The sequence below is a fragment of the Enterobacter sp. fkY84-1 genome, from assembly GCF_052974705.1.
Genome location: NZ_CP169393.1, coordinates 3,589,595 through 3,615,077 on the forward strand (window position 1 = coordinate 3,589,595; position 25,483 = coordinate 3,615,077).

The window sequence follows — 25,483 nt, forward strand, 5'->3', positions numbered from 1 at the left end:
CCCCTCCATACAAGAGGCAAGCATTGTAAATGATTTATGACAAAAGGGTTAACGCGAGAGGTGCGATGGGATAAAAAAAGGGCCAGCCTTTCGGCCAGCCCTTTCTAACAGGATGTCGCTTAAGCGAATCTTAGTTCAGACGCTCTTTAATACGAGCAGACTTACCAGTACGCTCACGCAGGTAGTACAGTTTAGCTTTACGTACAGCACCACGACGTTTAACAGCAATGCTGTCAACTACCGGAGAGTGAGTCTGGAAGACACGCTCAACGCCTTCGCCGTTGGAAATTTTACGAACAGTGAATGCAGAGTGCAGACCGCGGTTACGAATAGCGATAACCACGCCCTCGAATGCCTGCAGACGTTTTTTGGAACCTTCAACAACCCATACTTTCACTTCCACGGTGTCACCTGGACGGAAGGAAGGTACGTCCTGCTTCATCTGCTCTTGTTCAAGTTGCTTAATAATGTTGCTCATAATTTAATCTCTTATCCTGGGTAAACTGATATTCGGGAGCGTATTACGCATTCCCATCATGTTCATGCTGCTGTTGCGCGTGTTCAGTTTTGAACTCGGCCAGCAACTTTGCTTGCTCTTCAGTCAGAGCCAGGTTTTCCAGAAGTTCAGGTCTTCTAAGCCAGGTTCGGCCCAGCGACTGCTTCAAACGCCAGCGACGTATCTCGGCATGGTTTCCTGACAGTAACACTGCCGGGACTTCCATCCCTTCTAACACTTCAGGACGGGTATAGTGTGGACAGTCCAGCAACCCATCGGCAAAGGAATCTTCCGTTGCCGAAGCTTCATGGCCCAGTACTCCCGGAATGAACCGGGCGACGGAGTCAATCAGCGTCATTGCGGGTAACTCACCACCGCTGAGAACGTAATCGCCGATAGACCATTCTTCGTCAATCTCGGTTTGAATTACGCGCTCATCTATCCCTTCGTAGCGACCACAGACCAGAATCAGCTTTTGATTCGTCGCCAGTTCGCTGACGCCCGCTTGATCAAGCTTGCGTCCCTGAGGTGACAGATAAATCACCTTTGCGCCTTCACCTGCCGCGGCTTTTGCTGTGTGAATGGCGTCCCGTAAGGGTTGCACCATCATTAGCATCCCCGGTCCGCCGCCGTAAGGACGATCGTCCACGGTACGGTGCCGGTCATGAGTAAAGTCACGAGGACTCCAGCTCTGGATGCTCAGCAGGCCATTCTTTACTGCCCGGCCAGTTACCCCGTAATCGGTAATCGCGCGGAACATTTCAGGAAACAGGCTAATTATGCCAATCCACATAGCGCCGTCTTTTACCGTTTATCCGGAGAATTTAAAAACCAGGATCCCAATCTACTTCAATGGTTTGAGTAGTGAGATCGACTTTCTTGATAACCTGTCCATCGAGGAACGGGACCAACCGCTCCTTGATGCCAAATGCATCTTTCAGGTTTGCCTTAATGACGAGAACGTCATTTGACCCGGTTTCCATCATATCGATGACTTTCCCCAGGCTGTAGCCTTCAGTCGTGACTACCTGGCAACCCATAAGGTCTTTCCAGTAGTAGTCGCCCTCTTCCAGCTGTGGCAACTGCGACGAATCCACGACAATTTCACAATTAGTCAGCGCATTCGCGGCATCACGATCGTCAACGCCTTTCAGCTTGATGATGATGTCCTGATTGTGGTGACGCCAGCTTTCCAGCTCGACCTCTTCCCACTTACCGCCTTTCTGGATAAACCAGGGCTGGTAATTAAAAATGCTATCAGCGTCTTCAGTGGAGGAAAACACTCTGAGCCAACCACGGATACCGTAGCAAGAACCCATTTTTCCCAATACGATCGGTTCAACAGGTGCTTTATTGCTCATCATGACCACCGTGACAGATTAAGCTGCTTTGTTTGCTGCTTTGATCAGCGTAGCAACGCGATCGGAAACAGTAGCGCCCTGGCCAACCCAGTGAGCGATACGATCCAGATCCAGACGAGTTTCTTCTTCTGCGCCAGCGGCCAGTGGGTTGAAGAAACCAACGCGCTCGATGAAGCGACCGTTGCGTGCATTACGGCTGTCAGTCACAACAACCTGGTAGAACGGACGCTTTTTAGCGCCGTGACGTGCTAAACGAATAGTTACCATAACATCCTCTTGTGTGAATAAAACAACCGGGCCCCATCGAGGAACGGAGCCCGGGTGTCATATTAAAAGCCCGAAAATTTTACTCATTTTCGGGCAAAAAGCAATCTCAAAAGCGATTAACGCCCTGGAAAACCGGGAGGCATCATCCCTTTCATGCCGCGCATCATCTTCGCCATGCCGCCTTTCTTCATTTTCTTCATCATGCGCTGCATGTCGTCGAACTGTTTCAGAAGGCGGTTAACGTCCTGCACCTGCATGCCGCAACCGGCTGCGATACGGCGTTTACGGGAACCTTTGATGATGTCCGGGTTAGCGCGCTCTTTCAGCGTCATCGAGTTGATGATCGCCTCCATACGCACCAGCACCTTGTCATCCATCTGCGCTTTCACGTTGTCTGGGATCTGGCCCATGCCCGGCAGTTTGCCCATCAGGCTGGCCATGCCGCCCATGTTTTTCATCTGACGCAGCTGCTCAAGGAAGTCGGTGAGATCGAAACCGTCCCCTTTTTTCAGCTTGCTGGCCAGCTTCTCGGCCTGCGCGCGGTCAACCTTGCTCTCGATATCTTCGATCAGCGACAGCACGTCGCCCATGCCGAGGATACGGGAGGCAATACGATCCGGGTGGAACGGCTCCAGCGCTTCAGTTTTCTCGCCCACGCCGAGGAATTTGATCGGCTTACCGGTGATGTGACGAATGGAGAGGGCCGCACCGCCGCGGGCGTCACCGTCCACTTTGGTCAGCACCACGCCGGTTAACGGCAGCGCTTCGTTAAACGCTTTCGCGGTATTCGCCGCATCCTGACCGGTCATGGCGTCGACGACAAACAGGGTCTCTACCGGGTTGATAGAGGCATGCACCTGCTTGATCTCGTCCATCATCGCTTCGTCAACATGCAGACGACCGGCGGTATCCACCAGCAGCACGTCGTAGAATTTCAGCTTCGCCTCTTTCAGCGCGGCGTTAACGATGTCGACAGGCTTCTGCGCCACGTCGGACGGGAAGAAATCCACGCCAACCTGCTCTGCCAGGGTTTCCAGCTGCTTGATCGCCGCCGGGCGATAGACGTCCGCAGAGACCACCAGCACTTTCTTCTTGTGCTTTTCGCGCAGGAACTTACCCAGCTTACCGACGCTGGTGGTTTTACCCGCACCCTGCAGGCCCGCCATCAGCACCACGGCCGGTGGCTGAGCGGCCAGGTTAAGCACCTGGTTCTCTTCGCCCATCGCCGAAACCAGTTCGTTACGAACGATTTTGACGAACTCCTGACCCGGGGTCAGGCTCTTGTTAACTTCATGACCAACCGCCTTCTCTTTCACGCGGTTGATAAAATCACGAACAACCGGCAACGCGACGTCTGCTTCCAGCAGCGCCATGCGCACTTCGCGCAGCGTTTCCTTGATGTTGTCTTCAGTAAGGCGTCCGCGGCCGCTGATGTTGCGCAGCGTGCGCGACAAACGATCGGTTAAATTATCAAACATTGTCTCTCGCCTGAGTAGAAACGTTGGGCCGCCATGAGCGACACATACACAGAATTTTGCCGGAGTATAACATGAAGGCGCCTTTGTTGTTATGCAACGGTTGGAGCAGGCGTCACGTAACGTTATACTGCTTCTCTTTCTTATTAAGACAACTGTCGATGCCTATATGCCTGTTTTCGCACTGATCGCCCTTGTTGCCTACTCTGTCAGCCTCGCGCTGATTATTCCCGGACTGCTGCAAAAAAACAGCGGCTGGCGGCGCATGGCTATTCTTTCGGCGGTGATCGCACTGATTAGCCACGCCTTTGCGCTGGAATCACGCATTATCCCCGGCGACGGCAGCGTGCAAAACCTGAGCGTGCTGAACGTCGGCTCGCTGGTCAGCCTGATGATCTGTACGGTAATGACCATCGTCGCGTCTAAAAATCGCGGCTGGCTGCTGCTGCCGATTGTCTATACCTTCGCGCTGATCAATCTGGCCCTCGCCACCTTTATGCCTAATGAGTTCATTACGCATCTGGAGGCGACGCCGGGGATGCTGGTGCATATCGGCCTGTCGCTCTTTGCCTACGCGACGCTGATCATCGCCGCGCTTTATGCCATGCAGCTCGCCTGGATTGACTACCAGCTGAAAAACAAAAAGCTGGCGTTTAACCATGAAATGCCGCCGCTGATGGTCATTGAGCGTAAGATGTTCCACATCACCCAGGTGGGCGTGGTGCTGCTGACGCTCACGCTCTGCACCGGGCTGTTTTACATGAAGAACCTGTTCAGCGTGGAGAATATCGATAAAGCGGTGCTCTCCATCATCGCGTGGTTTGTCTATATTGTCCTGTTATGGGGCCATTATCATGAAGGCTGGCGCGGTCGTCGCGTGGTCTGGTTCAACGTCGCGGGTGCGGGCATTCTCACCCTTGCCTATTTTGGCAGCCGCTTCATACAGCAATTTGCTGGCTAAGAAACAAAGGAGTTCCCCCTGGAACACATCTCAACCACCACGCTGATCGTTATCCTGATCGTCATGGTGGTCATCTCCGCCTATTTCTCCGGCTCGGAAACCGGCATGATGACCCTGAACCGCTACCGGTTACGTCATCGTGCTAAACAGGGTAACCGCGCCGCTCGCCGCGTTGAAAAACTGCTCCGCAAGCCGGATCGCCTGATTAGCCTGGTGCTCATCGGCAACAACCTCGTCAACATTCTGGCCTCTGCCCTCGGCACCATCGTCGGGATGCGCCTGTACGGTAACGCCGGGGTCGCAATTGCCACCGGCGTGCTGACGTTCGTGGTGCTGGTGTTTGCCGAAGTGCTGCCAAAAACCATCGCCGCGCTTTACCCGGAGAAGGTCGCCTATCCGAGCAGCTTCCTGCTGGCACCGCTGCAGATCCTGATGATGCCGCTGGTCTGGCTGCTGAACATGGTGACGCGCGTCCTGATGCGGATGGTGGGAATCAAAGCCGACGTCACCATCAGCAGCGCGCTCAGCAAAGAGGAGCTGCGCACTATCGTGAATGAATCACGCTCGCAGATCTCCCGGCGCAATCAGGACATGCTCCTGTCGGTGCTCGATCTGGAAAAGGTGAGCGTGAACGACATCATGGTGCCGCGTAACGAAATCGTCGGTATCGACATCAATGACGACTGGAAAGCCATCGTCCGCCAGCTGACGCACTCCCCGCACGGGCGAATTGTGCTGTACCGCGACTCGCTGGATGACGCCATCAGCATGCTGCGCGTGCGCGAAGCCTACCGTCTGATGACCGAGAAAAAAGAGTTCACCAAAGAGGTGATGCTGCGCGCCGCCGACGAAATTTATTACGTGCCGGAAGGAACGCCGCTCAGCACGCAGCTGGTGAAATTCCAGCGCAACAAGAAGAAGGTCGGCCTGGTGGTCAACGAGTACGGCGATATCCAGGGGCTGGTGACGGTCGAAGATATTCTGGAAGAGATTGTCGGGGACTTTACCACCTCAATGTCGCCTTCCCTCGCGGAAGAGGTCACCCCGCAAAACGACGGATCGGTGCTGATTGACGGAAGCGCAAACATTCGTGAACTCAACAAAGCCTTTAACTGGCATTTGCCGGAAGATGAGGCTCGCACCATTAACGGGATGATTCTGGAAGCGCTGGAAGAGATCCCGGCCGCGGGCACGCGGGTGCGCATTGAGCAGTACGATATTGATATCCTGGACGTGCAGGACAATATGATCAAGCAGGTGAAAGTCCTGCCCGTTAAACCCCTGCGCGAAAGTATCGCGGAGTAAGGTTGTAGGCCGGGTAAGGCGAACGCCGCTACCCGGCACTACGGATAGCGAATTACGCTTTCGCTTTCGCCACGGTCACCATCGCAGCGCGGATGGTACGGCCGTTCAGGGTATAGCCTTTCTGCATCACGCCCAGCACTTTACCGGCTTCAATCTCTTCAGATTCAACCATCGCAATGGCCTGGTGAACGTTTGGATCCAGCGGAACGTCGGTATCGGCAATCACTTCCACGCCAAACTTACGCACCACGTCGAGCATGGATTTCAGCGTCAGTTCGATACCTTCGATCATCGCCGCGTTGTCCGGATTCGCTTTGTCAGCCACTTCCAGCGCACGATCGAGGCTATCGATCACCGGCAGCAGTTCGTTGACGAATTTCTCCAGCGCGAACTTGTGCGCCTTCTCAACGTCCTGCTCGGTACGACGACGCAGGTTTTCCATTTCCGCCTTGATGCGCAGAACACTGTCGCGTTCGCGATTCTGTGCTTCTACCAGCTGGGCTTCCAGATTCGCAATTTTTTCATCGCGCGGGTCCACCTGCTCAGCAGATGCGTCTGGCTCTACAGCCTCAACTTCATCGTGCTGTTCCGTGATAATTTCTTCAGGGGCTTGCCCCTCAGGCGTTTTCTGTTCTTTACTACTCATGAATTTCTCCGCGTTTTTCTGCATTCATCTCGCTAACTTCGCTTATTATGGGGATCAGTTTCCGGGATTCAAGGGAACAAGACAGATTGTCATCATTCATCAGGCACAAGGACCTCCAGAAAATGAATAATCATTTCAGGTGTATTGGGATCGTCGGGCATCCGCGTCACCCTACCGCACTAACGACACATGAAATGTTGTATCGCTGGTTGTGTAGCAAAGGCTATGAAGTGATGGTCGAGCAGCAGATTGCCCAGGAACTGCAGCTGAAGAGCGTCAAAACCGGCACGCTGGCGGAAATTGGCCAACAGGCCGATCTCGCCGTGGTGGTGGGAGGCGACGGCAACATGCTCGGCGCGGCCCGCACGCTGGCGCGTTATGACATCAAGGTCATCGGCATCAACCGTGGCAATCTCGGTTTTTTAACCGACCTCGACCCGGACAATGCGCAGCAGCAGCTGGCCGACGTGCTGGAAGGCCACTATATCAGTGAAAAACGCTTTTTACTGGAAGCGCAGGTGTGCCAGCAGGACTGCCAGAAACGCATCAGCACCGCCATTAACGAGGTTGTCCTTCACCCTGGCAAAGTGGCGCACATGATTGAGTTCGAAGTTTATATCGACGAGATCTTTGCCTTCTCCCAGCGTTCTGACGGGCTGATTATCTCGACACCGACCGGCTCAACCGCCTACTCGCTTTCTGCCGGCGGCCCGATCCTGACGCCCTCGCTGGATGCCATTACCCTGGTGCCGATGTTCCCGCACACGCTCTCCGCCCGCCCGCTGGTGATCAACGGCGACAGCACGATCCGTCTGCGCTTCTCGCACCGCCGTAGCGACCTGGAGATCAGCTGCGACAGCCAGATAGCGCTGCCTATCCAGGAAGGTGAAGATGTGCTTATTCGCCGGTGTGATTACCACCTGAATTTGATACATCCAAAAGATTACAGCTATTTCAACACATTAAGCTCGAAGCTTGGCTGGTCAAAAAAATTGTTCTGATTTTGCATCCAGTACTTTACTGTATAAAAAACCAGTTTATACTGTATGAAAACACAGTTATGGTTTTTCATACAGGAAAACAATTATGCTGGCACAACTGACCATCAGCAACTTTGCCATTGTTCGTGAGCTTGAGATCGATTTCCACAGCGGCATGACGGCGATCACCGGGGAAACCGGTGCGGGTAAATCCATTGCCATTGATGCCCTCGGCTTGTGCCTTGGCGGCCGCGCCGAGGGCGACATGGTGCGCATGGGCGCAAACCGTGCCGACCTGTGCGCCCGTTTCTCCCTGAAAGACACCCCTGCCGCCCAGCGCTGGCTAGAACAGAACCAGCTTGAAGATGGACGTGAGTGTTTACTTCGCCGCGTTATTAGCAGCGACGGTCGCTCACGCGGCTTTATCAACGGCACGGCGGTCCCGCTCTCCCAGCTCCGTGAACTCGGCCAGCTGCTTATCCAGATCCACGGTCAGCACGCGCATCAGCAACTCGTTAAACCCGAACAGCAGAAAGCGCTGCTGGATGGTTATGCGGGTGAGTACGCGCTTACTCAGCTTATGGCAGAGCACTATCGCCAGTGGCATCAGAGCTGCCGCGAGCTCGCGCAACACCAGCAGCAAAGCCAGGAGCGCGCCGCCCGTGCGGAGCTGCTGGAATACCAGCTCAAAGAGCTGAACGAATTCAACCCGCAGCCGGGTGAGTTTGAGCAAATCGACGAAGAGTACAAGCGCCTGGCGAACAGCGGTCACTTGCTCTCAACCAGCCAGAATGCGCTCAACCTGCTGGCGGATGGCGAAGACGTTAACCTGCAGAGTCAGCTGTATAACGTCCGTCAGCTGCTTACCGAACTGGTCGGCATGGACAGCAAACTGTCTGGCGTCCTGGATATGCTGGAAGAGGCGGCCATTCAGATCTCTGAAGCCGGTGACGAACTTCGCCACTACTGTGAGCGTCTGGATCTCGACCCGAACCGTCTGTTTGAGCTGGAGCAGCGTATCTCCCGTCAAATCTCGCTGGCGCGCAAGCACCACGTTACGCCGGAAGAGCTGCCGGGCTACTATCAGTCTCTGCTGGACGAGCAGCAGCAGCTTGACGATCAGGCTGACTCGCAGGAGACCCTCTCTCTGGCGGTGAGCCTGCACCATGAACAGGCGCTGGCGACAGCGCAAAAGCTGCATGAAATTCGTCAGCACTATGCTCAGGAGTTAAGCCAGCACATTACCGACAGCATGCATACGCTGGCGATGCCGCACGGCGTCTTCACCATTGACGTTCGCTTTGAAGAGAACCACCTGACGGCGGAAGGTGCGGATCGCATCGAATTCCGCGTCACCACCAACCCGGGGCAGCCGCTGCAGGCGATCTCCAAAGTGGCCTCAGGCGGTGAACTGTCGCGTATTGCGCTGGCGATTCAGGTGATCACCGCGCGTAAAATGGACACCCCGGCGCTAATTTTCGACGAAGTGGATGTCGGCATCAGCGGCCCGACGGCGGCGGTGGTGGGTAAACTGCTGCGCCAGCTCGGCGAATCCACGCAGGTGATGTGTGTCACCCACCTGCCGCAGGTCGCGGGCTGTGGCCATCATCACTTTATCGTCAGCAAAGAAACCGACGGTGAAATGACCGAAACGCACATGAAGCCGCTGGATAAACGTGCGCGTCTGCAGGAGCTGGCACGCCTGCTCGGCGGCAGCGAAGTCACGCGTAACACACTCGCGAACGCGAAAGAACTGCTGGCGGCATAAACTTTTTCGGGATCTCAGGGTCATACAGAACAACAAAAACGCCGCCAGACCGGTTTCAAAGTGGGGCAAGGTCTATTATCATCGGCATATTACATATGAGCCGCGTTCTGCTCGGGCCCGAAAAGGAATCAAATCACTATGCGTTGTAAAATGCTGACCGCTGCCGCAGCGGTTCTTCTGATGTTGACCGCAGGCTGTTCCACTCTGGAGAAAGTGGTTTACCGTCCTGACATCAACCAGGGGAACTACCTTACCCCTAACGATGTGTCCAAAATCCGCGTGGGGATGACACAACAGCAGGTCGCTTATGCACTGGGAACCCCGATGATGTCCGATCCGTTCGGCACTAACACCTGGTTCTATGTATTCCGCCAGAAGCCGGGCCATGAAGATGCGACCCAGCAGACCCTGACGCTGACCTTCAGCAGCGCCGGCGTGTTGACCAACATCGACAACAAGCCTGCCCTGACCAAATAATCCGGTGTCAGAAATGCAAAAAAGGTGCTCATTGAGCACCTTTTTTGTATCTGAGTTCTTACGAAGAATCGTAGCCCCGGTAAGCGCAGCGCCACCGGGGAAGAAAGCGCTACTTACTGGCCTTCTCCGCGCGCTGACGACGCAGCTCTTTCGGGTCGGCAATCAGCGGACGATAAATCTCCACCCGGTCGCCCTCTTTCAGCACATCGCCCAGCTTCACCGGACGGCTGTAAATCCCGACCTTGTTCTTCGCCAGGTCGATATCGCTGCGAAGTTCGAGGATGCCTGAAGCACGGATGGCCGCCTCAACGGTCGCCCCCTCTTCCAGCGTCACGCGCTGCAGATACTGCTTCTCCGGCAGCGCATAAACCACTTCTACAGCAATCTTATGCGACACTGTAAACCTCTTTGGCGCGGGTGGTGAACGCCTGAACCATATTCGATGCCAGCTCTTTAAAGATGCGGCCAAACGCCAGCTCAATCAGCTTATTGGTAAACTCAAAGTCCAGATGGAACTCAATGCGGCAGGCGTCAGCGCTCAGCGGCGTAAACTTCCAGCCTCCCATCAGGGTTTTGAACGGACCATCCACCAGATGCATCAAAATACTCTGATTGCTCGTCAGCGTATTACGGGTGGTGAACGTCTTGCTGATCCCCGCTTTGGAGACATCCACCGCCGCGGTCATCTGCATCGGGCCGGATTCCAGAACGCGGCTCCCGGTGCATCCCGGAATAAATTCTGGATAAGACTGAACATCGTTCACTAACTGATACATTTGTTCCGCGCTGTAAGGCACAAGCGCAGTACGGCTAATCTGAGGCATAGCATTTCCCATGGTCACACAACGGACAAATAATAACATTTATCACCTGTTAAAAAAACGCTAAGCCTCATCTCGTGCTAAGATAGCGCGTTAGACCTCACAGGACGCAATGAGGTGACTTTTTGAAATCAGATTACCGACGGCTTTACGACACTTATGACGAAGAAAAAAGCACATAAACCAGGCTCGGCGACCATTGCGCTCAACAAGCGTGCTCGCCATGAGTATTTCATTGAAGAAGAATTCGAAGCTGGCCTTGCGTTGCAGGGCTGGGAAGTAAAATCGCTGCGCGCCGGGAAAGCCAACATTGGCGATAGCTACGTGATCCTGAAAGATGGCGAAGCCTTCCTGTTCGGCGCGAACTTTACGCCGCTGACCGTCGCCTCTTCACACTATGTGTGTGACCCTACGCGCACGCGCAAATTGCTGCTGAACAAGCGTGAGCTGGAATCCCTCTACGGACGCATCAACCGCGAAGGTTTCACCGTGGTCGCCCTGTCGCTGTACTGGAAAAACGCCTGGTGCAAAGTAAAAGTTGGCGTCGCGAAGGGTAAAAAACAGCACGACAAACGTACTGACCTGAAAGAGCGCGAGTGGCAGCTGGACAAAGCGCGCATTATGAAAAACGCAGGACGTTGATTCTGCACACTTATTGTACTATTCAATAAGTTAGCGTTCCGGGCTGGTATCCAGGAAGTGAAATCTGGTATACTCAGTTCAACACTATTGGGGCTGATTCTGGATTCGACGGGATTTGCGAAACCCAAGGTGCATGCCGAGGGGCGGTTTGCCTCGTTAAAAGCCGCAAAAAAATAGTCGCAAACGACGAAAACTACGCTTTAGCAGCTTAATAACCTGCTCTGAGCCCTCTCTCCCTAGCTTCCGCTCTTAAGACGGGGATCAAAGAGAGGTCAAACCCAAAAGAGATCGCGTGGAAGCCCTGCCTGGGGTTGAAGCGTTAAAACTAATCAGGCTAGTTCGTTAGTGGCGTGTCTGTCCGCAGCTGGCGTGCGAATGTAAAGACAAACTAAGCATGTAGTACCGAGGATGTAGAAATTTCGGACGCGGGTTCAACTCCCGCCAGCTCCACCACTTTTTAGTTGTTTGAAGTACAATGAAGTCTACTAAGCCCGCACAGCACAAGCTCTGCGGGCTTTTTTACGTCTATTGTCGTCCAGTGAGAATTGCTGAGAACTATCACTTATGGCACCCTGAATGGGACCCACTAAGAAGGGTCCAAAAACCGAGGGTCCCAAAATGGCAAAAATCGCTAAGAAGCTCACTGACACTGAAATCAAAAGCACCAAGCCAGCCGACAAAGAAATCAACTTGTTTGACGGAGATGGTTTGATACTACGAATCGCTCCCCTCTCGAAAGGAGGAAAGAAGAATTGGTATTTCAGGTATGCAGTGCCAGTCAGTAAAAAAAGAACCAAAATGAGCCTTGGGACATATCCTCACCTTACACTGGCAAGAGCCAGAGCCTTACGAGATGAATACCTTTCCTTGCTTGCTAATGGCATTGATCCCCAAGTTCATAACAACGATAAAGCTAATGCCTTAAAGAATGCTACTGAACACACTCTCCAAGCCGTGGCAAGGAAATGGTTGGATGAGAAGGTAAAGACCTCAGGTATCTCACAAGACCATGCAGCAGACATCTGGCGCAGCTTAGAGAGAAATGTCTTTCCTGGCCTGGGTAATGTCCCTATCAATGAGATCCGACCTAAGCTCTTAAAACAACACCTTGATCCTATTGAGCAACGAGGCGTATTGGAAACTCTACGCCGCATCATTTCACGTCTGAATGAAATCTTCCGGTGGGCAGCCACTGAAGAACTTATTGAGTTCAACCCGGCTGACAACCTTGGTCAAAGATTCAGTAAACCAAAAAAGCAAAATATGCCTGCCCTTCCCCCAAGCGAATTGCCAAGGTTTATGGAGTCTTTGACGAATGCGTCAATCCGGTTGGAAACACGTATGCTAATTGAATGGCAATTGTTGACATGGGTTCGTCCGGGTGAAGCCGTTCGCGCAAGGTGGTCTGATATTGATACAACCAACAGCATTTGGAACATTCCTGCTGATTTCATGAAAATGAAAAAGCCTCACAAAGTTCCTTTGAGTAAAGAAGCTTTGCGCATCCTTGAATTAATGAAATCAATAAGTGGGCATAGAGAATGGGTTTTCCCCAGCATTAAAGCGCCGCTTAATCATATGCATGAACAAACCGCCAATGCAGCTATCATCCGAATGGGATTTGGAGGTGAGCTTGTAGCTCACGGTATGCGTTCTATTGCAAGAACAGCGGCAGAAGAATCCGGTAAGTTCAGATCTGAAGTTCTTGAGGCAGCACTTGCTCACTCTAAAAAAGATGAAATTATCGCAGCATACAATCGTGCAGAATATCTGATAGAGCGACAGAATTTGATGCAATGGTGGAGTGATTACGTTCAAGCTCAAAGATTCAAAGCTTCTGCTGCTTGAGACGAGAAGCCCCCTAGAAAATTAAGGCTATATAATCCGTACCACTATGCTAAGAATTATTACTACGGATATGAGATTAAAGTTGCGGAGTGATCTTGTATGGATAACCTTTTTGAGTTTTATGACCTGTTTCAGATATCATATATAAATGTTTCTTTGCACGCGATGCAATAACATACAATAGTCTACGAGCAACATAATTTTGATGCTCTGCACTACATTCTATAATATCATTCCAGTTCGGTATTTTTCCGTTCAATAAGCCCGTGCAAATAACAACCTCATACTCATCACCTTTCGTAGAATGACAGGTGGTTATTTTTACCCCGCTTTTAAAATTAAAAAAAGAGTGAAGATCATTTGCTTTATAGTTCATATTATATTTATCCATTCTTTTTTTAGTGGCATTAACTAAAGAAACCATTTCCTTATAGGGATAACTATCATTACTCATATCTAATTCTATAAAATCACAGAAGCGTGTGATGAGTTCGTTTAACCAAATCTCAATATGGCAATCATAATTTAATGAAAATGCTATTTTATTTACTTCTTTTAATATTTTCTTAGGCGATTCTGCTTCGATATTTGGAGCTAACGTTTTTAGCTCCACTAATAAATCACGAAATAATTTTTGTCTAACGATGTAATTAGATGGGTTTTTTTTAATTAAAATAAGCTTGATAAGATTAAGCCACAAGTTTTCATTGTTTTTAGGTATTGGTGATATCATAACTCCGTCGATTTCAATCTCAGGATTTGAAGATACAATCTCATTCGATAGTTTTATTACATCAAACCAGCTTGGACACAATACAGCAATCTCACCTGGATGAATGCCTTGTTCCAAATGAGTTTTAATTATACCAGCAACATAAATAGAAAGTTGTGTTATATCAACATTCTTTTCTTTTAGTATCACAGAAGGAAATTCTTTAATTTCTGAAACTGAATTTATATGATAAACATCATCCTTGTACTTTTTGTAAAAATCAATAATTAATTGACTACTACGAAAACAGCCTGTCAGCCTCATTTCAGTCAATTCTTTAAGGTCAAAATAATCTTGTAGTTGATTCTTATTTTTTACAACTGCTCCCAATCCTGTATATATAGCTTGTTCTTTATCCCCAATAAAGGTAACCACAGTATTTTTCTTTGATACTATTAACCTTAAGATCTCATACTGTACAAGAGAAGTATCTTGATACTCATCAACTAAAATATATCCCATAAGTAAAGATAAACGTTCACAAAGTACATCATATTTTGATAATAAATTACATGTTAAGTTCAAAATAAGATCGAAGTCGATTAATCTGTTCTCATATAAATACGCATGATATGCTTTCACTACATTATACTCAGGAATATCACGACAATATATGGGTGTAAAATTGAAATCTAAAATTGTATCAATTTTATCATAAGGGGATAAATCATATTGTTCCTTTAAATCATTTAATAGAAACTCTTTTTCGTGCTCATCAATTATATTAAAGCCTTTACAAAGCCTAGGAATTCTATCTATGTTGGGTTTTATAATCCAATTTAGACAAAAGCTATGTATAGTGCCAATCCATAATGAATCACTATTTATACCAAATGACATTATTCTTTCAAGAATGGTATCTGCTGCAACATTAGTATATGTCAGGGCTACTACTTTTTTCTTACCTATACCTAAAAATTCTTTGTTTTCCAAAATATAACAAAGTTTAGAAACTAATGTTTTAGTTTTACCTGATCCTGGACATGCTGTTAATAATAAATTATCGTTAAATTCTACAGCATCCATTTGCTCTGAAGTTAAGTCTCTATATGGCATAAATTATAGCTCCAATAATCTTACAAAGCTATCATTGAAGTGTTTCTTATATTCCGTCATTTTGCTTGTAAAACTATTTTCTTCATTTATGCAATCAAATTCTTTAGCTCCCATCAAAGACATATTATAATCAAGCATTTTTTGATATATTAGTTCGACGTTTCTATCACGAATGACAAACTTAATAGCCTGTAATATATAATCAGGAACACGGTTATCAACACTAAGGTGTTCTATCATTTCTGTAGCTAACCAGCCCTTACCTATTTTTTTTGCAAACTTTAGAACCCTTCGATATCGAATCCTGTGGTCTGATGAATTTACATCAGATTCAGCCTTTTTAAAATAGGCGTCCTTTTCGTAATTAGTCCTCATCACTTTAATAAACAAGTCTTTGTTATCATCGTATCGAACCAGTTCTGTTTCAAAGGTATTTTCAGCATAATATACCGAAACAAATTCATTACCTTCGATATAACTGTCTAATTCATCTTTTCTTCGTAAACCATCATCTTCAGCAGCCTCTAAAGATTGAACGAACTTATCATCAAACTCATCGTCAGCGACACTAACATAAGCCGAATCAAGATCTGTCAGAATAGCACACTTTCTTTTCAAACGTTTTTCGTGAAAAAGATTAGAAACATGTTTGAAAACAGTTCCATCCACTTTAATGAGACTTATCCCTAACTCATCTAAGCTAATACCCAAAGTTTCTTTTATCATTGCGGGTATAAGAATAAGCTCAGCATCACCTTCTACGAGAATGACACTTTTAGCGAACAATAGATCACTTCGAATGGCATCAAGGTACCGCTCTATAGAAGAAATCTCTTTCGGTGTTAAGCCCAGTGAGGGATGATATACATCAGTGTAGCCACATTGGCGAGCTAATATATTCATTGAAGATATCTTAGATACAGAGCTGATTTGAGTCGAATGCGTTGATACAAATACTTGTGTGTTTTTAAAATTAAAATTATCGAAAAGTGTCTTCTGAATATGATTATGAATATGTGCTTCTGGCTCTTCAATCAACAAAAAATGTGTTATATGTTCTTCGCTATCCCTGATTTCTTCATATTCATATAGTTTTAAAGCAAGATAAATCAAATTTGCACCACCAAGACTCAAATCATCGATTCTACCTGAACCATCATAGTCTAAAGAATCCTCAACCACCAATCCAAGTGATTGAATTAGTTCAGTAAAGTCTTCAGGTAGTTGTGATGAAACTAATATCTTAGGTGAATAGGTTGAACCTACCGTGTTGAGTAAAGATGTAGATATTTTATTACTTAGTCTTTCAATTTCTGGTATAGCTGAGATTTTTTCATTAATTTCTTTTACATTATCAACAATATCTTTTCTGTCATCTATTTGTTTACTTTTCAAGGTAAGTAATTTATAGAGAGGGTTGGTCTTATAATATTTTAAATCTGCAACCACATTTCTAAGCGCTTTGACATATGTACAAGCAACCTCACTACCCAAGGCGAAATACGGCGGTTTTTTTACACCTATCACCGCTGCATCATCTTCCTTTGGATTTGAGAAAACATAATTACTGAAATCACCAACTACTTTTATATACGTTTCGTCATCATTAAAATCAATTTTTGTTCTAACAAATGCAATTGCCTCGTATGTTTCTTTAGATATTATATGATTTGATTTTAATTCTTCAAAGGCATCCTTTCTGGATTGGATACTCCCGTAATCGGACGTTAATTCAAACAACTTTTGTCGAATATGGTATCTTGGGCGATATATAAATGTATAGTTCCCTTCTTTAGTAGCCTTTTCATTACCATCATTTATTGTATAGTTTGCGATCACCTGTTCTTCTTCAGACTCACTTAAGTCATCAAAATATAATGTAATAACGATCCAGTGCCCGAAAGGTTCATTTAGCCCATGATAAAAATCTTCATTCAATAGTATTCGTGAATTCATTGGAAGAGAATCATCCAGAATCAATCGCATGGCATTGAATAAATTGGTTTTCCCTGAGGCGTTTTCTCCAATGATTGTATTAACGGAATCTTTAACAAAATAGAAATTCGAGCTTCGAAAGTTTTTATAATTTCTGATGGCTAATTTCTTAATATACATAGTAATAGACCAACCCTTTTCAAAAATTTTATTGCTTACAACATTACTCTATATTCAACATAATTAGCGGGCCAAAATATTTAACGAGTTCAATAATTGAGTATCCAGTGTTTCAGTTGCAGGTGTTGGTAGTCCGTTCGCAATACGATAATTTTTTATTGATTGCCTTGTGGAAGGCCCCATTATGCCGTCAATATTCCCGTTGTAATAACCTTTGTCCAGCAAAGCGAATTGAACCCGCATGATTAAGCGCTTACGCTTCTCTGTGCCAGAAGTCAGCCCATTACTTGCACGGTTAGCTTCTGTCGTTCCAACTGAATTCGTAGTAGTAGAGTTGTTATTGTCGTTAGAACGAAGCGAACGCACAGAGGGAGAGGACGATGAGGAACTTGTTCCTGAACTTGAAGACCCCGATGAGCTTGGTGAGCTGTATGTTTTTGGATAATAAGGAGTGCTGCCACCATAGTACCCGCCACCTGATGATGATCGGTGAGAACTATGGCTCCGATGGGAGCTATGACTACGATGTCCTGCAATGTAGAATGGAACTTCGGTGTTAAGTGGGGCTATCACTAAATCATGTTCATTAAGAGTCATACCAGGCAAATCACTTGCTCCGGTAGATGAATCACTTGCCCATACAGAATTATTGAGTGCCAAAAATCCCGGAAGTAGAGCAGCAAAATTAAATTTTTTCATAAAATTGGTCTCGGTGGTTGATGAAAACGGCCTGTTGAGGAACTGAAATAACCAGCACAGGAAGACTTCTGAGTGCATTCATCACATTCTTTCGGATAGTAATTTTTCCAATCAGAGATCGACTGAGCAGCAAGCTCCCAAGCTCTTTCAGGAAGATGACACAAAGGATAATTAAAAATTGTAAGAGGTATGCCTGACCTGTGTGCAGCGTCTATGGCGGAGGTTATTTTCTCACTATAACTGTTGTGATCAATGAAGATTGTTGACCAGTTCTTTCGTGCCCAACCGATAGATTCCAACCCCATAAGGGAAATCTGATTGATGTTGGAGAACACACGGCCAACGAACTCTACAATATTATCCAATTCAGTATAGTTAGCCAGTGTCGGAATAACTCTAAGTTCGATATTAATCCCTGAGTTTCCTGCATTGATTAACCCCTTAACCGTTTCATTAAATGCGCCATCACTCCCTACAAGATGGTCATGCACAAGTGGTCTTGATGAGTAGAGCGGGATACCAAAGGTGATTTTGATCTTTTTGCTTCGCTTTGCCATTTCCTGAGTAAAGTTGGTATCAGCAAATTTGCGTCCGTTTGTTAAAACATGCAAAGCAGTATCTGGTGAGTTCTCGATGATAAAATCAATGAAATGTAGGAAATGATCTCCATACAGCAGAGGTTCACCACCGCTGACCCCAACAACTCCATTCAAACCAAATGAAGCTATAGCAAGGGCTGATTGGGTAAGCAGCCAGTCATCATTTGCTTTCTTTGGTGGCTGGGAACAAAACAGGCACAGGTTATTGCAGCGTTCCGTAACTAAGACAGTATTATGATTGGCTCTGCGGGACAGAATAACGCGTATCATATTGCCATTGTTGATTATCCCAATATCTCCATCTTCAATTGACTCATATAATTCAGTGCTAATAACAGAGAAATCAAAGTATGGTTGAATGGCATCATTATTGCCTTCAGCAACTACCAGTAGATTGGGCAAAAAGAATAAAGGGTTCATTGGTTTTTGTTTGCATAACCGATAGAACCCCGTGGGCACATTCTTTTTTGAAGCAAAATGAAAGATATCGTTCCTAATAACCTCAGACATATGCCCATCCTTTTAGCATCTCAGCCTTCGGACCACCTTCTGAGATGCAGTTCATCAGATACCTGAACATCCCCTTGTGATACTGACAAAACGTTGAACGACTCCTATCACCAACAGGCTCACCCTGTACACTTATGTTCTGGCATGGATCTGCACCGCAAAATGGTTGATATGCACATGTATCACAACCTGGCAGAGCAAAATTGAACGATGAACTCAACACTGCGTTATAGTAAGAACTTTTAGAAAATGATAGCGTTTTAACCTCACCCGCACTGAACTCCGTTTCAGGGTTCACCTTCTGCAACATACGGCTCTCATCGCTACCATATACTCGACCGTCATAATTGAAAAGAATACTGTTAAGCACGACCCCGCTTGGCGACTTTAAATCCGCATAACCACTAAAGCCGGGATTGAAGATCCTTTTCAGATGAATGGAGGCCGAATGTTCCACAACCCTTATCCCTTCATTATTCATCTTAAGGATTTCATCTATCAACGAGGCATAGAAACTGAAGTATTCCTCCATAGAAAATGTGAACGATGCTTTTTGTGCAAACCCATAGGGGCTAACAGGTCGGATAAACATGTCCTTTAGGCCAAGAGACAAGTGAGCCTGGACAATTGATTCAGGATGCCTAATGAGATCTTTAGTAACTGTAGTAACCGTTGCAACGCGACCAGCGCCTAAAGACCGTTTGATAGCCTCTACCCCTGACACTGTTCTACTGTACGCAAGCCCATGACCAAGAATTCGATTACTGTTGTGAACAACTTCCTCACCATCAAGCGAAACAGAGAACGTTATGTTCCTATCTCTCGACCATTCAAGCATATCCTCATTCAAGACAGACAGGCTTGATGCTACCACCATCTCAAAATCGGTGCTTCCCAGCGTTTCAGCACATTGCTCATAGATAGACTGAATTAAATCGAACCGCAAGAGTGGCTCTCCACCCTGTATCTCTATCTTGTAAGGTGGAGTTGATAGTTTTTTGATAGTAGAAATGATATCAGGGATGAGAGCGGGATCTAAATCATAACCAGAGGCGTTCACTGAAGCTCGACTGACCTGACAATACTTGCAGGTATGGTCGCAACGTAATGTGGGCACAATCATGAAAATTGGCCTGATGGCCAGTTCATTCATCAATCGTTTTGCAAAAGCAGAACTTAAAGCATAGGGAGCAATAGCTGATGAGCTTTCGTTGGTTATGAACAGCTTGCTTTCAAGTGCGTTTGATTGTTCCGCACTGATTTGCTCATCAGAAAGATCAAGCAGCTCTTGCTCATCAATGAAGTGATGAAAACCAGCGAGGTTGCTTATAAACACCTGTCCATTAGGCAATCTGTCAAAATTGAATGGCATCAATTCCATCACGAAAGCCTTTCATCGACACTGCGAAGCACTTTATGGACAATAGAATCTCTCAACGCCCCCGTTTTATGCTGTAGTTTTTCTCGCAAAGCATAATCATTCAGCAGCCTCTCGAATTCATAGAGGCATTCGGGACCATCGTTTTCAAAAGAGATTGTCCAGGAGGATATATCTTCACAAAGTTTCCACTGAGTAAGCGAAGTCATCCAGTACAGGCTATTGCGTATAACCCATTCAGAATAAACATCTTTTTTTAACGTCCTTTCGCACATTGCCATTGCCTCACAAAACTAATAATCACAATCAGCAACCGCTTTAAAGCGGATTTTTCCTATAGAAATGAGGATACACCATTTAATAAATATGTTACAAGATGTTAGCATCTGAATGGCGATTCCGAAAAATGATGCTGCTTATCCTATGAAAATCAATAATGCTTTCTGATTCTCATATGCAGCTTGCACCGGCAAACAGCTAAGAAGCTAACATGACGTTAAAACGCACGGGTTTCAAAGAGTTGTTAGTGGCTCATAGTATGAGATGTATGCCTTCAGCAATCACAATGCGAAAGGATTCTATACTGACTTATTCGAAGAAGCGTTGGCCAGTATCCTTGACATCATTGATGTCAAGGAAGCCTACACCCACTTTCAATACCTTGAGCAACCTAGAAAGATGAGAGCTGGTGGGGGTGAGGATGAAAATTTAACTTCTTATGTGAAGATAAGTATGGGTGCAATTTTTATGAACGCAAACAGAAATCAGAAACTACAAGCGAATGATACATCAGCACTTTCCATTGTCAATTAACTAATTGATATATAAGGTTAAAATTTGTTAGACCTATGAACTATATCCTATCGACTATTAGGATGCTTACATGGTCTGCGGCAGACTAGGTTAAACTGGGCGATTATGCTATAAATTCATTTACGACTAATTGAAATAGTGTCAGGAAAGGAAATATTATGAAGGATATTACGCAAGTGAAAAATATCAACCCTAAAAATCCAGAAAATAATAACACCCCCTCTCAAAAGGTAAAAACCGAAGAAATAAAACCGAACGTTATTTTAGGAATGTCGGTTAAAAGGTTCTTGATTAGCTCTGTAATTACTTTTTTTATAATATTTTTAGTGATATTATGTTCAACAGTATATCTTGTTAAAATAACAATCTCACAAACCCTCTCACCGACATTCTTATTTTTCCCACCAATAGTTATATCAATAGTACTTTCCATGATTTATTACTGGCTTCCAGAAATGAGAGCCGTTATAAATAAGGTATGCGACATTGGCTTGACGGCATCAGTAGCAATTGTATCAATTGTGGCAATATCTAAACCTCTTGGAGGTAGTTATTTTGACTCCATAGTACTAAATAATAATATTACTTCAATTATAATTCTCAGCTATATAGGTGTTTGTTCCCTTACCAAAACAATTGTTACTATATATCCAAACTCGAAAAGAGACCCTAAGCACAATTAGACCAATGATTAATCATCAAAATTATTAATTAATTTTCTTGCCGATATGTAGATCCATTTATAAAGTATCGGCAAGAACATAATCAATGAAAAAGAAATAGTTCCAAATAAAGCTTTCATTGGCAAGTTAGCCGTATCAGAAAAGTTTATTATCAAGCCATATAGACACGCCACGGAATATAACACAACAGTGATTATTATATATTTAAAATTAATCATAATAGTCCAAACATCTTTTATTACATTCATAACACTACCTCTTCAATAATTATTTAACCTCATGATTAATAGCATCTAATAAATAAGTTTTCAAATTTATTTTCATGACATCACATTAACATCCAAACAGCTATAGAATTTCAATATTGGATAGTAGATTAAATGAAATATATACTTACGTGATTGAATATATGACAATAAACAATGGGATTATATCGTTCTTTATAGAATATATCCAAGAAACTTCAAGATTAACATTTCTTGGATATATATGGGATTCAATTTCAAACAAAACTTATATTTTTATTTGGAAATATTATTTTGTAGTATTTGTAAATACCATCATAATTACTGTATAAATATACTACAAGGAACCTCTTTCTCAATCACTCTTCCGTTAGAGATCACAGAAACATACATAAGATGAAGTCCCTTGTACGAAGTTCTTTCTTTGTGAATAGCATGAAATACCCCATCTTCTTTCTCGTGAGCTTTTTTTATTATTTCAGTTTCATGATTGTCATAGTCGTGCTTTTTACTGGCTTCAATTCCATTATTTACAACACGAAACTTGAATTTAAGCGAATCATAGTTCTCTCCATAACCCTCAGAAAAAATAGCATGAAACTTAACCCATTTATTTTTTGGAATTACAGAGCCGCAACTTTTATAAGTTTTTTTATTTGAAAAACCAAACTCGTCGCTACTATATGTGATTTCAATTTTTATACGGGAGGATATAATACCATGAGGAAGAAGTGAAAAGTATTTTTCCTGATTAAGTAAATATTGACGATATCGCAATCTTTCTTTATTTTTAGAGGTGTAATCAATAACATATCTATCTGGTTCGTTATCTTTTATTTTGTAATCCAGATAATCCTTAATAGTAAGCCCTAATTTATTAACTAAACTTTCCCCAAGCATTATAGAATTTTTGGGTGCCTTGTGCTGTAATTTAGATGCTATATCTACATAGAATGATGTAGCAGTTACTTCATTAATGCCAGGGATACCATAGTTCCCCCACAACACATAATCACTTTCACCGATATCTATGCCAATTCTAATACCAATATTCTCATCAGCGACTTCTTTAATTTGTGGAACAACGATTTCATTCATTACCTCAATAAAGTATGCTGCGCAGTTAATAGCATCAATAGCACTATTTTCTAATGTATTAAGGTTTTCATTTTCATTGCTTCGGAAGAAAGCCATAACAGCATCTCCCATAATTCTATGCACATGTCCATCAAATGCATTGATAGTCTCAATAAAACCGCTAATGATATTGTTTTTAAAAAGAAAAACATCAGATGGACTATATGAAAGGCCAAGTTTAGTCGAGCCTATAATATCCATAAACATGGTAACCACATACCCAAATTGCGTTATATTATTTGTCTCCAAATTTTTAAAGTCAGGATGTGTTCCAATCGCAGGCTCTTCCTCTCGATCAGGCTTACCAAAAGCTTCTCTTAGCCCACGGACAGCGTCATAATCTCTTAGTGGCGTAATACCATTTCTTACGACGGCACTTTCCGAATTCACACTTTCATACAATGTTTTATTAAAACTTTCCAAAGAAATGTCATTTGCATCTTCCCACACTGGTTCTAAATTTTCCATCCCAGCAGAGTCGAAGGATTTTTTTGTGAAAAAATTATAACTATCACTCTTATTTCTTTTAGCTATACTTTCCATGTCAGAGTTTAAATTTTTATATAAATTCTTAATACTCATTTTGTTTTTCTTCCTATAAGCAGCAAGTAATAAATGACACATACCATGAATACAATAATCAACAAAAGGAAAATAATGATAAGGCTTAAGACTATCACACTATTCTCTTCATTCTTGAATAACCCAAAAGATAATTCTACCCAAGGGATTGATATCGATATAAAAAAGGAAATGAGGGATAATTTCAAATATAGAATTGATCTTTTTTGCCCATTGTATTTTTTTATTAACCCATTGGACAAAGTGTAATTCAGAATTGCTAGTTGTTGCCCTAAATCTAAATATTTTGTCTCAGATAACTTATTGAAATAATCAATCCCATCTTTGTAGTAATGAACAATATCCACAAACGAGAAATTGTTCTCCTTTTCGCTTGCCTTAATAAATGGTGCTATTGAACCTAATGACTTGATAATAGAAGCAACATTCAATAAAACTCCTACTACTAAAAATAACATAAAGAAAAACAACGATAAATAACTTAATTCATAAAGTTTTTCAGGAAGCACCTTTGACAGATTAACTCCAACGATCGTCAATATGGCTGATGCCAATGTTAGCAATATGGTAGATTTAGTATTTGCATAGTTCAAATAGCTATCAGTTCTTGTTAATGACTTAATAATCAATTCAATTTTGTCTTTGTCCATTATATTCAGTCGCTTTTGTAAAATTGCCGAAATCGATTGACGATTGACATGAAAATATATGAGATAATTTATATTAACTTATAGCTTAGCGGAAAATATGTCAATATATTTCCTCGTTAACCTTTATTAATATAACCAATTAAAATCATATGGTTACACAAGCAAACAAGACTCACAACTTAGAATTAATAACTAAATGGAATATAATCGTATTTATATATAAAGAAATAATATATACCTATTGTTTATGATTGTTAGTTATATTTTTTGAAGTTAAATAACTTTTCGGATACTAATTAAAAGCAAGAGCTAACTCTCCGAAGCTCCGCTTCTCTGAGTTGCCTTGCTTTTCTGCTCTACGATTGAAAAGGAAATATTTTTCATGCAAATATATCTATGTAAATAAAAATATAGTCACCTGCCATCACATATACCCCATCTGTATGCCGCATGAAGATCATGAAAATAATCACATAGATATATAAGGTTTTTATTTAAATCTGGGAATACATCTACATCTATGTCAAATGAGTCAACTATGTTATCCTCGTCATCAACTAATAGCAAAGCCTTCACATACTTCCCTTCTTTTTTGTTCATCGAGTTTATAATATCTTCCGTACTTTTTTGCCTTACAGATGACTTTCTCATATCTTGGATGTGATCTCCCGTTTTAGGATAACGAAAAAAAGTACTCTTAGAATCAATGGAGTTTATCTTATTGATCTTATCTAAAATATCTTTTTCAATTACACCTATTCCTAAGTGAAAAAAACAAGGTATTAACTTATTGTGTTGACCGATTAAATATATGGTTAATAATCTGATGTCATGTATGTTTTCTAATTCAAAATCCTTTCCCAAGACTTTAATCTTTGGTTTTTCAAGAGTACCACCACTACTGAATGGGATTTTAAAATTTCGGTGCAAAACATAAATTAAAGATTTTAGGTAAAGTTCGATTGCATGTCGTCTAAGATAATTGACTGGCATACCTAAATCTTTAACAGATTCAGAAGCCGATAATATATCTGCTGATTCTTTAAACTGTTCTGCTGTTGCACCAAAACCATAGTCTATGTGCATATGCAAAGGCATCATTAAATACATTCACTCTCCTTATAATCGATTTAAGCATCACATTTCATTGACATTTATTTATAACCTATTATAAATAAGTTATTACACATGGAATGG

Annotated in this window: 26 protein-coding genes and 1 other RNA gene; 10 read left to right on the forward strand and 17 right to left on the reverse strand. The window is 44.2% G+C overall.

All coding sequences use genetic code 11. The features are described from left to right. Nucleotides 1–130 precede the first annotated feature (130 nt). From rplS to ffh, 5 genes are all read right to left on the reverse strand, one after another. Nucleotides 131–478 (reverse strand): 50S ribosomal protein L19, encoded by a 348-nt coding sequence (gene rplS, locus ACEPLT_RS17085; RefSeq protein ID WP_002914145.1) that lies wholly within the window; start codon nt 476–478, stop codon nt 131–133. A 43-nt stretch (nt 479–521) separates the two neighbouring features. After that, nucleotides 522–1,289 carry a tRNA (guanosine(37)-N1)-methyltransferase TrmD gene (gene trmD, locus ACEPLT_RS17090; protein WP_008502493.1) on the reverse strand — a complete coding sequence of 256 codons (768 nt, stop codon included), beginning with the start codon at nt 1,287–1,289 and terminating at the stop codon, nt 522–524. Nucleotides 1,290–1,320: 31 nt separating this feature from the next. After that, on the reverse strand, nt 1,321–1,860 hold the full coding sequence (gene rimM, locus ACEPLT_RS17095) for a ribosome maturation factor RimM (RefSeq protein WP_021241995.1): 540 nt from the start codon (nt 1,858–1,860) through the stop codon (nt 1,321–1,323). Between the two features lie 15 nt (nt 1,861–1,875). Then, nucleotides 1,876–2,124 carry a 30S ribosomal protein S16 gene (gene rpsP, locus ACEPLT_RS17100; RefSeq protein ID WP_003863133.1) on the reverse strand — a complete coding sequence of 83 codons (249 nt, stop codon included), beginning with the start codon at nt 2,122–2,124 and terminating at the stop codon, nt 1,876–1,878. Nucleotides 2,125–2,240: 116 nt separating this feature from the next. Next, nucleotides 2,241–3,602, reverse strand: a complete 1,362-nt coding sequence (gene ffh / locus ACEPLT_RS17105) for a signal recognition particle protein (RefSeq protein ID WP_008502496.1) — start codon at nt 3,600–3,602, stop codon at nt 2,241–2,243. 166 nt (nt 3,603–3,768) lie between these two features. Here ffh and ACEPLT_RS17110 point away from each other — a divergent pair, with 166 nt between their 5' ends. Together ACEPLT_RS17110 and ACEPLT_RS17115 are read left to right on the forward strand one after the other, a co-directional pair. Beyond that, complete coding sequence (locus ACEPLT_RS17110; RefSeq protein WP_032623031.1) at nt 3,769–4,560, forward strand: cytochrome C assembly family protein; 792 nt, start codon at nt 3,769–3,771, stop codon at nt 4,558–4,560. A gap of 18 nt (nt 4,561–4,578) precedes the next feature. Then, the gene (locus ACEPLT_RS17115) at nt 4,579–5,865 is read left to right on the forward strand and encodes an HlyC/CorC family transporter (protein WP_025759264.1); all 1,287 of its coding nucleotides are present in this window, start codon (nt 4,579–4,581) and stop codon (nt 5,863–5,865) included. A 52-nt stretch (nt 5,866–5,917) separates the two neighbouring features. Here ACEPLT_RS17115 and grpE read toward each other — a convergent pair whose 3' ends face one another. Then, a complete protein-coding gene (gene grpE / locus ACEPLT_RS17120; protein ID WP_008502499.1) occupies nt 5,918–6,511 on the reverse strand; it encodes a nucleotide exchange factor GrpE in 594 nt (197 codons plus the stop codon). Nucleotides 6,512–6,633: 122 nt separating this feature from the next. On the opposite strand from grpE, the gene nadK reads away from it, so the two are divergent. The 3 genes from nadK (at nt 6,634) to bamE (ending at nt 9,736) form a co-directional block, all read left to right on the forward strand. Beyond that, complete coding sequence (gene nadK, locus ACEPLT_RS17125) at nt 6,634–7,512, forward strand: NAD(+) kinase (protein WP_032675362.1); 879 nt, start codon at nt 6,634–6,636, stop codon at nt 7,510–7,512. A gap of 85 nt (nt 7,513–7,597) precedes the next feature. Further along, complete coding sequence (gene recN, locus ACEPLT_RS17130) at nt 7,598–9,259, forward strand: DNA repair protein RecN (protein WP_023325902.1); 1,662 nt, start codon at nt 7,598–7,600, stop codon at nt 9,257–9,259. Between the two features lie 138 nt (nt 9,260–9,397). Next, nucleotides 9,398–9,736 (forward strand): outer membrane protein assembly factor BamE, encoded by a 339-nt coding sequence (bamE, locus tag ACEPLT_RS17135; protein WP_008502502.1) that lies wholly within the window; start codon nt 9,398–9,400, stop codon nt 9,734–9,736. Between the two features lie 109 nt (nt 9,737–9,845). Here the strand turns inward: bamE and ACEPLT_RS17140 are convergent, their stop codons facing one another. Further along, on the reverse strand, nt 9,846–10,133 hold the full coding sequence (locus tag ACEPLT_RS17140; RefSeq protein WP_008502503.1) for an RnfH family protein: 288 nt from the start codon (nt 10,131–10,133) through the stop codon (nt 9,846–9,848). Further along, nucleotides 10,123–10,560 (reverse strand): type II toxin-antitoxin system RatA family toxin, encoded by a 438-nt coding sequence (locus ACEPLT_RS17145; RefSeq protein WP_447088290.1) that lies wholly within the window; start codon nt 10,558–10,560, stop codon nt 10,123–10,125. Before ACEPLT_RS17145 ends, ACEPLT_RS17140 begins: the two co-directional genes overlap by 11 nt. Nucleotides 10,561–10,716: 156 nt before the next feature. Here ACEPLT_RS17145 and smpB point away from each other — a divergent pair, with 156 nt between their 5' ends. From smpB to ACEPLT_RS17160, 3 genes are all read left to right on the forward strand, one after another. After that, nucleotides 10,717–11,199 (forward strand): SsrA-binding protein SmpB, encoded by a 483-nt coding sequence (smpB, locus tag ACEPLT_RS17150; protein WP_008502505.1) that lies wholly within the window; start codon nt 10,717–10,719, stop codon nt 11,197–11,199. Nucleotides 11,200–11,288: 89 nt separating this feature from the next. Next, nucleotides 11,289–11,652, forward strand: a transfer-messenger RNA (tmRNA) gene (gene ssrA, locus ACEPLT_RS17155). A 165-nt stretch (nt 11,653–11,817) separates the two neighbouring features. Further along, complete coding sequence (locus tag ACEPLT_RS17160; RefSeq protein WP_045340494.1) at nt 11,818–13,047, forward strand: integrase domain-containing protein; 1,230 nt, start codon at nt 11,818–11,820, stop codon at nt 13,045–13,047. A 76-nt stretch (nt 13,048–13,123) separates the two neighbouring features. On the opposite strand, the gene ACEPLT_RS17165 is transcribed toward ACEPLT_RS17160, so the two are convergent. The 6 genes from ACEPLT_RS17165 to hxsD form a co-directional block, all read right to left on the reverse strand. Continuing rightward, the gene (locus ACEPLT_RS17165; RefSeq protein ID WP_049025289.1) at nt 13,124–14,875 is read right to left on the reverse strand and encodes a UvrD-helicase domain-containing protein; all 1,752 of its coding nucleotides are present in this window, start codon (nt 14,873–14,875) and stop codon (nt 13,124–13,126) included. A 3-nt stretch (nt 14,876–14,878) separates the two neighbouring features. After that, nucleotides 14,879–16,990, reverse strand: coding sequence for an ATP-dependent nuclease (locus ACEPLT_RS17170; RefSeq protein ID WP_049025288.1), 2,112 nt, complete (start codon nt 16,988–16,990; stop codon nt 14,879–14,881). A 63-nt stretch (nt 16,991–17,053) separates the two neighbouring features. Further along, complete coding sequence (hxsA, locus tag ACEPLT_RS17175; protein ID WP_072072001.1) at nt 17,054–17,689, reverse strand: His-Xaa-Ser repeat protein HxsA; 636 nt, start codon at nt 17,687–17,689, stop codon at nt 17,054–17,056. Further along, entirely contained in the window at nt 17,686–18,798 is a 1,113-nt protein-coding gene (gene hxsC, locus ACEPLT_RS17180; RefSeq protein WP_045340614.1) for a His-Xaa-Ser system radical SAM maturase HxsC, read from the reverse strand. Before hxsC ends, hxsA begins: the two co-directional genes overlap by 4 nt. Then, nucleotides 18,791–20,179: a His-Xaa-Ser system radical SAM maturase HxsB gene (hxsB, locus tag ACEPLT_RS17185; protein WP_045340613.1), complete on the reverse strand. Its 1,389-nt coding sequence runs from the start codon at nt 20,177–20,179 to the stop codon at nt 18,791–18,793. The genes hxsC and hxsB overlap by 8 nt, the downstream gene beginning before the upstream one ends. Beyond that, a complete protein-coding gene (hxsD, locus tag ACEPLT_RS17190) occupies nt 20,179–20,451 on the reverse strand; it encodes a His-Xaa-Ser system protein HxsD (RefSeq protein WP_000333417.1) in 273 nt (90 codons plus the stop codon). Before hxsD ends, hxsB begins: the two co-directional genes overlap by 1 nt. Before the next feature lie 268 nt (nt 20,452–20,719). Between hxsD and ACEPLT_RS17195 the strand changes: the two genes are divergently transcribed. Together ACEPLT_RS17195 and ACEPLT_RS17200 are read left to right on the forward strand one after the other, a co-directional pair. Further along, nucleotides 20,720–20,989, forward strand: coding sequence for a hypothetical protein (locus tag ACEPLT_RS17195; protein ID WP_045340611.1), 270 nt, complete (start codon nt 20,720–20,722; stop codon nt 20,987–20,989). A 158-nt stretch (nt 20,990–21,147) separates the two neighbouring features. Continuing rightward, nucleotides 21,148–21,672: a hypothetical protein gene (locus ACEPLT_RS17200; RefSeq protein WP_024171539.1), complete on the forward strand. Its 525-nt coding sequence runs from the start codon at nt 21,148–21,150 to the stop codon at nt 21,670–21,672. Between the two features lie 566 nt (nt 21,673–22,238). On the opposite strand, the gene ACEPLT_RS17205 is transcribed toward ACEPLT_RS17200, so the two are convergent. From ACEPLT_RS17205 to ACEPLT_RS17215, 3 genes are all read right to left on the reverse strand, one after another. Continuing rightward, nucleotides 22,239–23,636, reverse strand: coding sequence for a nucleotide-binding domain-containing protein (locus ACEPLT_RS17205; RefSeq protein WP_001718717.1), 1,398 nt, complete (start codon nt 23,634–23,636; stop codon nt 22,239–22,241). After that, nucleotides 23,633–24,286 carry a hypothetical protein gene (locus ACEPLT_RS17210; RefSeq protein WP_029497370.1) on the reverse strand — a complete coding sequence of 218 codons (654 nt, stop codon included), beginning with the start codon at nt 24,284–24,286 and terminating at the stop codon, nt 23,633–23,635. Before ACEPLT_RS17210 ends, ACEPLT_RS17205 begins: the two co-directional genes overlap by 4 nt. A 414-nt stretch (nt 24,287–24,700) precedes the next feature. Further along, nucleotides 24,701–25,396 (reverse strand): hypothetical protein, encoded by a 696-nt coding sequence (locus tag ACEPLT_RS17215; protein WP_032410497.1) that lies wholly within the window; start codon nt 25,394–25,396, stop codon nt 24,701–24,703. Between the last annotated feature and the right edge of the window lie 87 nt (nt 25,397–25,483).

What these genes read in the sequence shown, in the direction of transcription:
- rplS (WP_002914145.1), bottom strand. Translation starts at nt 478, where the DNA reads ATGAGCAACATTATTAAGCAACTTGAACAAGAGCAGATGAAGCAGGAC.
- trmD (WP_008502493.1), bottom strand. Translation starts at nt 1,289, where the DNA reads ATGTGGATTGGCATAATTAGCCTGTTTCCTGAAATGTTCCGCGCGATT.
- rimM (WP_021241995.1), bottom strand. Translation starts at nt 1,860, where the DNA reads ATGATGAGCAATAAAGCACCTGTTGAACCGATCGTATTGGGAAAAATG.
- rpsP (WP_003863133.1), bottom strand. Translation starts at nt 2,124, where the DNA reads ATGGTAACTATTCGTTTAGCACGTCACGGCGCTAAAAAGCGTCCGTTC.
- ffh (WP_008502496.1), bottom strand. Translation starts at nt 3,602, where the DNA reads ATGTTTGATAATTTAACCGATCGTTTGTCGCGCACGCTGCGCAACATC.
- ACEPLT_RS17110 (WP_032623031.1), top strand. Translation starts at nt 3,769, where the DNA reads ATGCCTGTTTTCGCACTGATCGCCCTTGTTGCCTACTCTGTCAGCCTC.
- grpE (WP_008502499.1), bottom strand. Translation starts at nt 6,511, where the DNA reads ATGAGTAGTAAAGAACAGAAAACGCCTGAGGGGCAAGCCCCTGAAGAA.
- nadK (WP_032675362.1), top strand. Translation starts at nt 6,634, where the DNA reads ATGAATAATCATTTCAGGTGTATTGGGATCGTCGGGCATCCGCGTCAC.
- recN (WP_023325902.1), top strand. Translation starts at nt 7,598, where the DNA reads ATGCTGGCACAACTGACCATCAGCAACTTTGCCATTGTTCGTGAGCTT.
- bamE (WP_008502502.1), top strand. Translation starts at nt 9,398, where the DNA reads ATGCGTTGTAAAATGCTGACCGCTGCCGCAGCGGTTCTTCTGATGTTG.
- ACEPLT_RS17145 (WP_447088290.1), bottom strand. Translation starts at nt 10,560, where the DNA reads ATGCCTCAGATTAGCCGTACTGCGCTTGTGCCTTACAGCGCGGAACAA.
- smpB (WP_008502505.1), top strand. Translation starts at nt 10,717, where the DNA reads ATGACGAAGAAAAAAGCACATAAACCAGGCTCGGCGACCATTGCGCTC.
- ACEPLT_RS17160 (WP_045340494.1), top strand. Translation starts at nt 11,818, where the DNA reads ATGGCAAAAATCGCTAAGAAGCTCACTGACACTGAAATCAAAAGCACC.
- ACEPLT_RS17165 (WP_049025289.1), bottom strand. Translation starts at nt 14,875, where the DNA reads ATGCCATATAGAGACTTAACTTCAGAGCAAATGGATGCTGTAGAATTT.
- ACEPLT_RS17170 (WP_049025288.1), bottom strand. Translation starts at nt 16,990, where the DNA reads ATGTATATTAAGAAATTAGCCATCAGAAATTATAAAAACTTTCGAAGC.
- hxsA (WP_072072001.1), bottom strand. Translation starts at nt 17,689, where the DNA reads ATGAAAAAATTTAATTTTGCTGCTCTACTTCCGGGATTTTTGGCACTC.
- hxsC (WP_045340614.1), bottom strand. Translation starts at nt 18,798, where the DNA reads ATGTCTGAGGTTATTAGGAACGATATCTTTCATTTTGCTTCAAAAAAG.
- hxsB (WP_045340613.1), bottom strand. Translation starts at nt 20,179, where the DNA reads ATGGAATTGATGCCATTCAATTTTGACAGATTGCCTAATGGACAGGTG.
- hxsD (WP_000333417.1), bottom strand. Translation starts at nt 20,451, where the DNA reads ATGTGCGAAAGGACGTTAAAAAAAGATGTTTATTCTGAATGGGTTATA.
- ACEPLT_RS17195 (WP_045340611.1), top strand. Translation starts at nt 20,720, where the DNA reads ATGTATGCCTTCAGCAATCACAATGCGAAAGGATTCTATACTGACTTA.
- ACEPLT_RS17200 (WP_024171539.1), top strand. Translation starts at nt 21,148, where the DNA reads ATGAAGGATATTACGCAAGTGAAAAATATCAACCCTAAAAATCCAGAA.
- ACEPLT_RS17205 (WP_001718717.1), bottom strand. Translation starts at nt 23,636, where the DNA reads ATGAGTATTAAGAATTTATATAAAAATTTAAACTCTGACATGGAAAGT.
- ACEPLT_RS17210 (WP_029497370.1), bottom strand. Translation starts at nt 24,286, where the DNA reads ATGGACAAAGACAAAATTGAATTGATTATTAAGTCATTAACAAGAACT.
- ACEPLT_RS17215 (WP_032410497.1), bottom strand. Translation starts at nt 25,396, where the DNA reads ATGTATTTAATGATGCCTTTGCATATGCACATAGACTATGGTTTTGGT.